General features: G+C 44.5%; 10 protein-coding genes, 1 tRNA gene and 1 pseudogene. 8 read left to right on the forward strand and 4 right to left on the reverse strand.

Going from position 1 to position 11,978, the window contains the following annotated elements; translation table 11 throughout:
- The first annotated feature begins 15 nt into the window (after positions 1-15).
- Entirely contained in the window at positions 16-537 is a 522-nt protein-coding gene (nrdR, locus tag C7B77_RS12880; RefSeq protein ID WP_106305158.1) for a transcriptional regulator NrdR, read from the forward strand.
- 67 nt (positions 538-604) lie between these two features.
- Positions 605-988: a (2Fe-2S) ferredoxin domain-containing protein gene (locus C7B77_RS12885; protein WP_106305137.1), complete on the forward strand. Its 384-nt coding sequence runs from the start codon at positions 605-607 to the stop codon at positions 986-988.
- A gap of 1 nt (position 989) precedes the next feature.
- On the opposite strand, the gene C7B77_RS29960 is transcribed toward C7B77_RS12885, so the two are convergent.
- The 4 genes and pseudogenes from C7B77_RS29960 to C7B77_RS31715 all read right to left on the reverse strand — a co-directional run.
- Positions 990-1,139 (reverse strand): hypothetical protein, encoded by a 150-nt coding sequence (locus tag C7B77_RS29960; RefSeq protein ID WP_181243845.1) that lies wholly within the window; start codon positions 1,137-1,139, stop codon positions 990-992.
- 22 nt (positions 1,140-1,161) lie between these two features.
- Complete coding sequence (locus C7B77_RS12890; RefSeq protein ID WP_106305140.1) at positions 1,162-3,828, reverse strand: non-ribosomal peptide synthetase; 2,667 nt, start codon at positions 3,826-3,828, stop codon at positions 1,162-1,164.
- Positions 3,829-3,925: 97 nt separating this feature from the next.
- A complete protein-coding gene (locus C7B77_RS29965) occupies positions 3,926-4,099 on the reverse strand; it encodes a hypothetical protein (protein WP_181243846.1) in 174 nt (57 codons plus the stop codon).
- 90 nt (positions 4,100-4,189) lie between these two features.
- Positions 4,190-4,334: pseudogene (locus C7B77_RS31715) on the reverse strand (SDR family oxidoreductase); the annotation flags it as partial.
- Positions 4,335-4,763: 429 nt separating this feature from the next.
- On the opposite strand from C7B77_RS31715, the gene C7B77_RS12895 reads away from it, so the two are divergent.
- The 6 genes from C7B77_RS12895 (at position 4,764) to C7B77_RS12920 (ending at position 11,972) form a co-directional block, all read left to right on the forward strand.
- Positions 4,764-6,131, forward strand: coding sequence for an NAD(P)/FAD-dependent oxidoreductase (locus tag C7B77_RS12895; protein ID WP_106305143.1), 1,368 nt, complete (start codon positions 4,764-4,766; stop codon positions 6,129-6,131).
- A gap of 180 nt (positions 6,132-6,311) precedes the next feature.
- A tRNA-Leu gene (locus C7B77_RS12900) sits at positions 6,312-6,393 on the forward strand.
- Between the two features lie 112 nt (positions 6,394-6,505).
- Positions 6,506-7,660, forward strand: a complete 1,155-nt coding sequence (locus C7B77_RS12905) for a pentapeptide repeat-containing protein (RefSeq protein WP_106305146.1) — start codon at positions 6,506-6,508, stop codon at positions 7,658-7,660.
- A 121-nt stretch (positions 7,661-7,781) separates the two neighbouring features.
- Positions 7,782-8,447 (forward strand): class I SAM-dependent methyltransferase, encoded by a 666-nt coding sequence (locus C7B77_RS12910; RefSeq protein ID WP_106305149.1) that lies wholly within the window; start codon positions 7,782-7,784, stop codon positions 8,445-8,447.
- 224 nt (positions 8,448-8,671) lie between these two features.
- On the forward strand, positions 8,672-9,340 hold the full coding sequence (locus C7B77_RS12915; RefSeq protein ID WP_181243847.1) for a helix-turn-helix domain-containing protein: 669 nt from the start codon (positions 8,672-8,674) through the stop codon (positions 9,338-9,340).
- Positions 9,243-11,972 carry an ABC transporter transmembrane domain-containing protein gene (locus tag C7B77_RS12920; protein ID WP_106305155.1) on the forward strand — a complete coding sequence of 910 codons (2,730 nt, stop codon included), beginning with the start codon at positions 9,243-9,245 and terminating at the stop codon, positions 11,970-11,972. Before C7B77_RS12915 ends, C7B77_RS12920 begins: the two co-directional genes overlap by 98 nt.
- Positions 11,973-11,978 lie beyond the last annotated feature (6 nt).

Genomic DNA, 11,978 nt, shown 5'->3' on the forward strand with positions numbered 1-11,978 from the left:
CGTCCCCACTCTCCAATGCAATGTTCATACTGCCAATATACAGATAGTCGGGTCTTGGAATCTCGATCGACAGAAGCCGGACAGAGTATTCGCAGACGGCGGGAGTGCTTGCGCTGCAAACATCGTTTTACTACTTACGAACGACTGGAATTCGTCCCGGTTACCGTCATTAAACAAGATGCTCGGCGGGAATATTTCGACAGATCTAAACTGTTGAGGGGAATCATCCACGCCTGTCAGAAAACTGGACTAACCCCCGATACACTCGAATCGATCGTCGATGATATCGAATCTCAACTCCAAGCGCGCACCGTCAGAGAGGTGACAACCGCTGAAATAGGCGAACTGGTGTTGCGAGAATTACGCCCATTGAGCGAAGTAGCTTACGTCCGGTTTGCATCTGTCTACCGTCAATTTCAAGGCATTCGCGACTTTGTAGACACGTTACATCAGTTGAATGAAGTCCGCAGTCAAGAGTCAGAAGCTAACAGTTTAGAAATAAATCGCTCTGCGGCTAAAGTGTCGGTAGATTCTTAATCGAAATTATGAGGATAAAAGAATTACCTTCTTCAAACAATGTATATCGATCGGCAATCGAAATAGTATGAACTTACCTAAATACCGTGTTTTTGTATGTACCAAACAACGTGCCGATGGCAGTAGCGACTGTTGTAGCGCGGGTGCCCTAGATATATATCAAAAGTTTCAATCTGAAATTGTCGATCGACAATTAGGCGATCGCGTGGAAGTGCGACAGTCGGGATGTTTGGATCGGTGCGAAGCTGGCGCAGTAGCTCTAGTTTATCGCACTAACTGGCGCGAATTTACATGGCTGCCACGTAAGATCCGGATGAAATTACAGCGATTGTTGTTTCCCAATCGGACTTTCTACGGTCATTTGACTGGCGAAGATATTCCCGCGATCGTCGAAAGTCATATTATCGATGGACGACCGCTAAAACGTTGCGAAATTGCGACCGATCGATAAGTTACGGGACTTTCAATACTAAAATCGTTCCAGTCAGATCGATGATGCCGTTAGCACGCACAATCGTAAGGTTTGTCGCGATTGTCCGATCGATGCGATCGGGCCATCGATCCACCGCTTCCAGATTATGCCAGACAATACAGCGACACATGAGTGAGAGTTAAAAATCTTAGCTAATCAGCCAATGCCAGCGTCAATCGATCGGCTAATATTCGCACTAATGGTTCTTGAATAATGGTGGAATGATTCGAGCCAGGAATTGAGTAGATATCGGCTCCACCAGTGGCAATTTTATCCCAATTTAGAGCGGGACTATTTGCTGACTCTAGTAACATATTATCGGAGCAGAACAGAGCTACTTTTCCTGAGTAAGTAGACTTTACTACATAACTGTTACGGGCTTGAGTATTTATCCAACATACATCGATCGTGCCTAATTCTAAATTGGCTCGCTTGATATAACGTAGATAAAACCGATAAGGAGTTCTGAGCTTACCAAACATACAATGATTCATTAAACCATAACGAATATAATCTTTGCGCTGTTGGGAATTTAAGCTCCATAATTTGGTCAACCGTGACAGAATTTTAGACAATCCCTGAGGGCAAGGATCGACTTGGGGCAGATTTGGCTCGACGCTAACGGGTGCCGGAGTATCGACGATCGCCAATAGTTTAATCTCTTGACCCTGTGCCTCAAGTTGTCTGGCAATTTCAAATGCTACGACACCACCAAAGGAATAGCCACCTAGATAGTATGGCCCCATCGGCTGAACTTGACGAATTTCTTTAATGTAGTTAGCAGCCATTTCTGATACACAAGCAATCGGAGTTTTGCGACCATCTAGTCCTTGTGCCTGGATGACATAAACTGCACGATCCGATCGTAAATGATTGGCTAGTTGTCGATAAAACAATACGCTACCAGCTACATCATGGATCAAAAATAAGGGATCTTTTGTGGCTCGACCCTGTTTGATTTGGATGAGAGATTGCCATGCATGGAACTGCTTGGTTTGACAATCTGTTGCTCGATCGACAACAGTAGCTAGCTCGGCAATTGTCTGGTGATGAAACAGAGTCACTATGGGAATATTAATTGCAAATATTTCACAAATTCGAGAAATGATTTGAGTACCAGTTAAAGAATCGCCACCTATCGAGAAAAAGTTATCATGAATTCCAACTTTGTCAAGATCGAGAATTTGACTAAAGAGATCGGCTATTTTTATTTCTAGATTGTTTCTCGGGCTAATATAAGTAGACTTCAATCGCTCTGCAAATTCTTCAGCTAGTTTATTACGCTGGATTTTACCTGTCTTACCTTTAGGTATATTATCGACAAATAGAATTTGACTGGGAATTTTAAAATCGGCAATCCGCTCTAACAAAAGAGTGCGTAGATTGTGTTCGGTAATATTCGCTCCAGATTTTGGAACGACGGCTGCAACTAGATCTTCTCCCAATCGAGGATGATCGACAGCAAATGTAGCCACTTCTTCAACTTCTGAAAATTGCATCAAAACATCATCGACTTCTTGGGGTAAAACCTTATTTCCACCCCGGTTGATTGTTTCTTTAAGCCTGCCTGCTAAATGCAAATAGCCACATTCATCTAGCCAGCCTAGATCGCCTGTCCTAAACCAACCTTCTCGAAAGGCAACTCGATTGGCTACTGGATTATCGAGATAGCTCTTCATCACATTGCGCCCACGGGCAATGATTTCGCCTACTGTCCCATGTGGAACGATTTCACCTGATTCATTAGCGATGGCTAGTTCTGAATCTTTAGAGATTTTTGCATAACCTTGAGAACGCTCTTTCGTCAAATTAGATGGCAAAATAGTACTTGTAAATAGCGGAATTTCACTCATACCATAGCCCTGAATTAATGGTACGCCAAAATGCTGTTCTAATGCTGCAATTACTTGGATATTAGACGGAGCCGAACCAGAACGCATAAACCGCAGGGCGTGATTTTTGGCTTTCAAGGGATGCTCGGAGATCGCTTTGAGAATAGCCAGATGAATAGTTGGGCCGACAGAATACCAAGTTGCTTGAGAATCTACAAGCCAATCCAGAAAGTAGTCAGGTTGAAAACTGCCATAGAATACTACTTTCCCACCTGCCAATAAGGGTAAGATGAAATTAGTAATCAGTCCATGAACGTGAAATAAAGCTAGTGTATTTAAACAAACATCATGAGTACTTAATTGTAAAACTTGGCTGGCTTCTAAGCAGGAATAACATAGAGCATCCTGCGTCATATGAACTAATTTGGGACTGCCAGTAGAGCCAGAAGTCATGATAATAAAAGCATCATCTGCTGGTGTCGCCCAGTCATCTTGGCTGGGTGGAAAGAGGGTTTTACCATTAAACTGAAAAGTCCCTATCTTCCCTTGCCAATGGTAGCTAACCTCAAGAGTTGAAATAGATATTTCTCGATCGAGTAACTGTGTTACTAGCGGTGGTGAAACATCAAAAATAGGTGTGGGTAGTAAACAATTTGAAAGCTTAATAATAAATTTTGGATTTAATTGCTGTAGCCGAATTTTTAGTTCGATATTGCTCAAACTGGGATCGATCGGAATCAACGTGGCACTGGCTGCGATCGCCAAACTTAGCATTGCAGTTTCCGAACTATTGGCAGGAGCAATTAATACTACTCGATCGCCTCGATCGATCCCTAATTGTCGAAGTTGACGATGAGTCTTTACTATTAACTCATACAAGCCTTGAAACGTTAGATCTGGCCAAGCCGGAGTAGAAATTGCTAGAGCTTGAGGATACTTTTCGGCCAGTTCGGCAAATAATCGATTGAGAGAATAAAAATTGCTCATAATATGAGGAGAACTAATCGATCGGGGCAATAGGGTAGTAATCGGATACAGATAAGTTTGAAGATCCGAACCAATTGTCAGAGGTACGAGCGCAATTCTAAGCCATATAGCTTATGTTGGGTTTGCTGGGTACCACAGTTTCAGTGAGGCGATCGCGATGAGAGATCGATCGAACTAGCGCATTGATGGCTTCCCCTGTAACTAAAAAAGCAGATCTGGTGCGTTGTTTGGCCAAACGATCGAGAATTGTACTGGCTCCAGATCTGCCCATAAATGCTTCAAAGAGGATTAATCATAGATTTGGCTGATGGACTACACATTAAAAATTGGTAAGGCTATCATAGCCGAGATCTATCTATTTTTACGAAAAACCGCAAAAATTATGAATTCGCTCGGGTGGAGTAAATGACTCCATGAAATAGCCCCCATTAACATCGAGCGTTGCACCAGTAATATAGGCAGCAGCATCAGAAGCCAAATAAAGATATCGCGGCCGCGATATCTTCTGTCAATTTTGACAAGACATCTAGTTCGGTTACGGTTTCGGCTCCCTCCAGTGCTGGCGAGAGCCGAAGCCCGTTCTTCTCAACTCGGTCTCCATCTTCGATCGTGGATGGACATCGCACGCTTCACTATCCACGCGATCGATATCGATCGAATAAAAGCTCGACTCGCGCTGGATATCGAGCCTTTATCTCTACGCGATTTAATAATTGTCATCACTTTTAATTCATAATTCATCGACTTGCTATAAAAGTTGTGAAATCCAGTAATATCCTGACGCTAATTTCTCTACACCCGATTGACTAACTACTTTTCTTTGGGGAGATCTAGCTTGAGCTAGGCATAAACAGCCCTCAACGAGATCGATCCCCCACCGATCGAGTGATTTCGGAGCTATAATGACCATCTAAAGATTGAATTGAGGAGACCTGATGAGCGCGAGCGATAAAGTTAAGAACCAGTCACTGCACCATGTCGTTATCGTTGGTGGAGGTTTTGGGGGACTTCATGCGGCACTATCATTAGGCAAAGCACCCGTGCGGGTGACGCTGATCGATAAACGTAATTTTCACCTCTTTCAACCCCTCCTCTATCAAGTTGCCACAGGCGGCTTGTCGCCTGCGGATATTTCCTCACCATTGCGATCGATCCTCAATAAGCAGCAAAATACCAAGGTGCTGATGGGGGAAGTCAAAAATATCGACCCCCAGCAACAAAAAGTTTTCTTGAATAAAGGCGATATTACTTACGATACGCTGATCCTGGCAACTGGCGTGAGCCATCATTACTTTGGCAACGACCAATGGGCACCCACAGCCCCTGGTTTGAAAACCGTCGAAGATGCGCTAGAAATGCGCCGCCGGATCTTTATGGCATTTGAAGCCGCCGAAAAAGAGACCGATCCGGTCAAACGTCGCGCTTGGCTGACCTTTGTTGTCGTCGGTGGCGGCCCCACTGGCGTAGAATTAGCTGGCGCGATCGCCGAATTGGCCTATAGTACCCTCAAAAAGGATTTCCGCAATATCGATACCGCCGAAGCTAAAGTCGTCTTAGTCGAAGGACTCGATCGCGTCTTGCCCCCCTATCCACCCGAACTATCGGCTAAAGCGGAAGCATCCCTAGTAGAATTGGGCGTGCAGGTGCAGACAAAGGCTCTAGTGACAAATATCGAAGACAACGTTGTTACCATCCGTCAGGGCGAAAATATCGAGCGCGTAGAAGCCCGAACTGTATTGTGGGCGGCGGGAGTTAAAGCTTCTGCCATGGGTAAGATCTTAGCCGAACATACTGGCGTCGAACTCGATCGAGTCGGTAGAGTGATGGTGGAATCGGATCTGAGCATCAAAGGCTATCCCCAGATTTTTGTGATTGGCGATTTAGCCAACTTTACCAAGCCTGATGGCAAGCCCCTCGCGGGAGTCGCCCCAGTCGCCATCCAAGAAGGTAAATACGTAGCCGATTTAATTGTCAAGCGGCTATCGAATGAGAGTTTGCCCCCGTTTGAATATTACGATGCGGGCAGTCTATCGGTGATTGGCCGACATTCGGCAGTAGCTGATTTTGGCAAAGTCAAAATGTCGGGCTTCTTTGCTTGGTTGATTTGGGTCTTCGTCCATATTTATTATCTAATTGAATTCGATAGTAAATTGGTGGTCTTCATTCAATGGACGTGGAGCTATTTCACGCGCAAACGGGGTGCCAGATTAATTACTGGCGACGAATCGCTAGGACAAATCGGCGTTGACGAGCGAGGCGATTTTTTCGTAGCATCTAAGTTAGATGCCAAAGTCAAAGCCTAAAATGGCAGTTTTGATGGATCTGTAGGGGCGGGTTTATGCTAGGTAACATCGATAGTACCGATTGATATCGTTGGCGAAGCCTACCGTAGGTACACAAACCCGCCCTCCCCACGAGAGGATCTCAAATTGAGAAATATTTGATTTTAGAGAATATCTGTGCTATAGTAAGAAACATTGCCTGCGGATATGGCGGAATTGGTAGACGCGCCAGATTTAGGGTCTGGTTTCGCAAGAAGTGAAGGTTCGATTCCTTTTATCCGCATCTTAACTAATCGCTGCTCTTAAATTGAAGGGTAGCGATTATTTTTTATAGGGGTTACGATCGCGACTGTAGTAAAGTTTACTGATGTCGGTAGCGTGTGAATCTTTAGTCAATGAAGACGATCGGTAAATTCTTGCAATCTTTAATTAGTCCTGCTCCCATTGCTCCAGAAATCATTCGAGCCAAAGCCTACGAAATGTGGAAAGCACAGGGCGGGGGCGATATTAACCCCGACGCCAATTGGCAAGCTGCGCTCGAACAACTGCAATCGGCGGAAAAACTCAGTCGTCGGAGCTTTTTTCTGGAACTAATTCGACTGATTATTGCGAGCTTGAGTACGGGGGCAACTATCTTCGGTGGCTCGATTTTATTCTTGAACTTTTCGCAAGGTGAAAATCGACTGATTACCGAACGCTTTACTCGATCGATCGAGCAATTAGGCAATAAAGAAGAAACGATTAGAATTGGCGGTATTTATGCCTTAGAAAGGATTGCTAAAGATTCCCCAAGAGATGGCTGGACGATTATGGAAGTATTATCTTCATTCGTGCGGGGAAAACAAAATATTAAAGGACAAGATCCAGCGCAACTATTCGCAATTCAGACAGATGCACAAGCTGCATTAACTGCGATCGCTCGTCGTAAAATCGATCTAGAAAACGAGCGACAGTATCTGGATTTGAGTTTTACCAATCTCCGCGAAGCCAATCTCGTTGCAGCGCAGCTCGATCGAGTTAAACTCAATAACGCTAGTTTAATTAAAGCAGATTTACGTCAAGCCAATCTCAATTTTGCAAATCTCAGTCATGCCAATCTTCACGATGCCAATCTCACTCAAACTCGACTCGATCGATCGAATTTAATTCAAGCCAACTTGAGTAATACCAATCTTAGTGCGGCTAATCTTAACGAAGCCAATCTCAATAAAGCCGATCTTAGCGATGCAATTCTCGATGGCGCGATCCTCACCAACACTAGCCTGGGTAATACCAACCTCAGCGGCGCAATCCTCATCGGAGCCAATCTGCGCGGAGCAACTTTAAGCAAAGCAAATCTCACCAAAGCCGATCTCAGCGGAGCTGATTTGGCTGGCGTCAATCTCGAAGGTGCAAATCTCAATAAAGCCGATTTTCGCAAGACAAAAAACTTAGAGATAGTTCAAATCAAACAAGCTCTAAATTGGGAATTAGGCATCTACGATCCAGCGATCGATCTATTATTAAAAGCAGAACCACCACTCAAACCAGAGGGTAGGGGCAATTCGTGAATTGCCCCTACCCTCTAGTTCTCAATTAAAATTATAGTATTTTGAATAAAGAATACGAGTTTACATCGTAGCCCGAACGCCCAGTTATCAATTATCAATTATCAATTATCAATTAAAAATCATGTCCGATCGATCTATTGGTTTAAGCGATACTCTCCATCAATATCTATTAGCTAATTCTGTCCGCGAACCCGAAATCTTAGCCCAGCTCCGCGCAGAAACAGATCGGCATCCATTGTCAAATATGCAAATCTCGCCCGAGCAAGGGCAATTGATGGGATTATTAGTGCAATTACTCGGTGCTAAAAAGTGCTTAGAAATTGGCGTATTCACAGGTTATAGTTCGCTCTCTGTAGCTCTGAATCTGCCAGATGAAGGTCGAATTATTGCCTGTGATGTCAGCGATGAATTTACCGCGATCGCGCGTAAATATTGGCAAGCCGCAGGCGTAAGCGATAAAATTGACTTACAGATCGCACCAGCTTTAGACACACTCGATCGATTAATAGCAAATGGCGAAGCAGGTACTTTCGATTTTGCCTTTATCGATGCCGATAAAAATAATTATTCAGCTTATTACGATCGCTGTTTTGAATTAATACGTCAGGGCGGATTAATTTTAGTTGATAATGTTTTGTGGTATGGCAGAGTTGTCGATCCTGCCATGAATGATGATAAGCGCACTCGATCGATTAAGCAAATTAATGAGCAAATTTACCACGACGAGCGCGTCCAAATTAGTTTAATTCCGATCGGTGACGGATTGACAATCGCGCGGAAAAAATAACAACTTATCCCTCTTTAGCTAACATTAAGACTGCTTTGGGGCTTTCCACCGTCGGATTCGGAGTCGCTCTGGTACCCCGATCCCCTTTCCCTGTCTTGACGCGCTCAACCAGGAGCGGCGCATCGAAGTAGACTACTAGAGATTTAATTAGGTTCTATAAAGATCCATTCGATCGATCCGAGCGTATAAGTATGCAGATCGAATCGAGAGAGCCTTTAGCGTCAATGAATCAAAATTCTGAGGGTATTTATCTAACCTCATTTCAACGGCAACTGTTACGAGAGCATATCGCTACAGAGTTACCCGCTGCTTATCGACAACGGGTGGAAATTGTGTTGCTGACAGATGAAGGCAAGACTCAAGCCGAAATCTGTCGGAGCTTGGGATGTTCGGCGGCTACTGCCAGTCGGTGGATGCAGCTTACTAAAGCTGGCTTGGCGCATCAGTATCTCGATTGTCCGGTGGGACGACCGAAACTAATTACGGACGAATATATCGAACTACTGCGGGAATTACTGGGGCGAAGTCCCAGAGATTATGGTTATCCGTTCAAAACTTGGACGGTGAGTTGGTTGGGCAAACATATCGCCAAGGAGAAGGGCATAGCAGTCAGCCACAGCCATCTCAAGCGGGTGATGCGGGAATTGGGATTATCAACGAGATCGCAGCTTAATCGGCCAGATAAGCAGTCTAGCGCGAATATTTCGATCGCCGATCTATCAGATCGCACCCTTCCCGCCGCCGAAGAGTTGTCCGAACTCAATTTATTTCATATCCAGCTAAATTCTAAGATTTATGGCGCAGCAGTCTCTGTCTCAACTTATTTCGCCGCAGCAACTCAACGAGATTTTTTATGCTTCGATCGCGCCGCAGGATTATCAATATTGCCTTAAAAATGCCCAGTTAATTAATCCTGATTTGGGAAAATTGTGGACGGTTCAAGATATCGCCGCTGGACTATACATCATCATAACTGGAAAAGTGCGGTTATTAAACGATGATGACGAACCGATCGAGAGTTTGGGAGTGGGCGACTATTTTGGGGAATATACTTTTTTCCCAGAGCAAGATCTGACTGCTTATACCGCTAGAGCGGGAATCGATGTGCGGATCTGTTTTTTACCACTGGAAGTACTTAACTCGCTCATTGACAAATATCCGACGATCTTCGATCGATTGTGGGAATCGGTGCGATCGCGTTGTGTAGAGACAAGTTCGGAGATCGTACATCGATCTCCGCCACCAGCGGAAGTCAATTTGCTGCCATTTGCATTGCCCAGCGATGACGATCGATCTAAGCGCAAGATTAGTAAGGCTTATTTCCCCAATCCCACACAGCGAGCAGGACATCTGTGGCAACGATTCACCCGGCGTTATCCTTATTACGCCCAACAGAGTGCTTCCGATTGCGGTGCGGCTTGTTTGGTAATGGTGGCGCGGTATTGGGGGAAAAAGTTCAGCGTCAATCGATTGCGAGATCTAGCAAAAGTCGATCGCAATGGCTCGTCGATTAAGGGGCTATCGGCGGCGGCGGAAAGTGTCGGGTTTACCACTCGCCCAGTGAAAATTAGTCTCGATCGATTGGCTCATCAGCAGTTACCCGCGATCGTGCATTGGGAAGGGAAGCATTATATTGTCGTTTATGCCATTACTAATCGCCAAGTAATCGTAGCAGATCCGGCGATCGGTCAACGCACGCTCAGTCATCAAGAATTTATTCAAGGTTGGGCGGGTTATGCCCTAATTTTAGAGCCATCTGCTTTACTTAAAGATGCCCAAGAAAGTACCACAGCATTTTGGCAATTTTTTGAATTACTCAAACCCCATCGAGTGGTGGTGTTTGAGATTTTTATTGCTTCTTTATTCATCCAGATTTTTGGACTGATTACGCCATTATTTACGCAAGTAATTCTCGATCGAGTAGTAGTCCAAAAATCCGAATTAACGCTCGTTACCGTTAGTATCGGACTATTTATCTTCAGTATGTTTCGCGTGGCAATGATGGGGCTGCGCCAGTATTTGCTCGATCATACATCTAACAAAATTGGGCTAGCCTTAATCGTTGCTTTCATTCGCCATACGATGCGCTTACCCTTGAGCTTCTTCGAGTCGCGATATGTGGGCGATATTATGTCTCGCATTCAGGAGAATCAAAAGATTCAGCGGTTCTTATCTGGTGAAGCTACGACGATTTTACTAGATCTGCTGACTGTCTTTATCTATCTAGGTTTGATGTTTTGGTATAGCTGGCAGATGGCATTAATTTCGATGCTGATTATCCCGCCATTCTTCTTACTGGCAATTATTTCCACGCCATTTTTACAGCGGATTTCACGAGAGATTTTTAATGCTTATGCTGAAGAAAATAGTTACCTGATTCAAGCTTTGACGGGAATTAAAACAGTTAAAGCTACTGCCGTCGAACAAAATGTCCGCTGGAGTTGGGAAGAGTTATTTCATAAAGCGATTAAAACTAATTTTGGTGGAGAAATAATTGGCAATCGACTTCAGATTTTCAGTAATGCGATCGATGGCGCGATTACGAGTGGAATGTTGTGTTTTGGAGCATATCAGGTAATTCAAGGACAACTGACGATCGGGCAATTAGTGGCATTTAATATGCTGTTGGGTAATATCATTCAACCTTTTCAAAGGTTGACTGTCCTGTGGAATCAACTCCAGGAGGTAATCATTGCGGTAGAGCGAATTAATGATGTCTTAGATGCCGAGCCGGAGGAAGATTTGCAACTGCAAATGCGACAATCGTTGCCCCCGATTCAAGGTCATATTCGGTTTGAAAATGTTACCTTTCGCTATCATCCTGAAGGCGATGAAAATATTTTAGAAAATCTCTCATTTGAAATAAAACCAGGGCAAATGGTCGCTCTAGTCGGGCGAAGTGGTTCTGGAAAAACAACGATTTCTAAGCTGGCTTTGGGGCTATATCCGGCTACAGATGGGCGAATTTTAGTCGATGGTTACGACATCGCAAATTTATCATTGCGTTCGCTCCGCCAACAGGCGGGAGTGGTCGATCAAGATACGTTTATGTTTGGCGGTACGATTCGAGAAAATATCAGCTTGAGCAAGCCTGGAGCTAGTTTAGATGAAGTCATTGAAGTAGCAGAATTAGCGGGTGCGGATGAATTTATCGATAAATTACCGATGGGTTATGAAACCCAAATTGGTGAGGGTGGTGGCTCTCTATCTGGCGGGCAGCGACAACGATTGGCGATCGCGCGAGCATTAATGGGCAATCCGCCGTTATTAATTATGGATGAAGCAACATCCCATCTCGATCCAGAATCAGAGCGAATCATTCAACAGAATTTGAATACGATTCTTAATGGTCGGACGACGTTAGTTATCGCCCATCGGCTTTCAACAATTCGCTCTGCGGATCTGATTTTAGTGCTCGATCGAGGTATTTTGATCGAGCAGGGTACGCACGATGAATTGATTGCAAAACGGGGGCATTATTACTATTTCAATCAACAACAGTTGGAGCCAGCGGGGGTTAGTTGATGAGAT

It is taken from the genome of Chamaesiphon polymorphus CCALA 037, from assembly GCF_003003845.1.
Taxonomy (GTDB): domain Bacteria; phylum Cyanobacteriota; class Cyanobacteriia; order Cyanobacteriales; family Chamaesiphonaceae; genus Chamaesiphon; species Chamaesiphon polymorphus.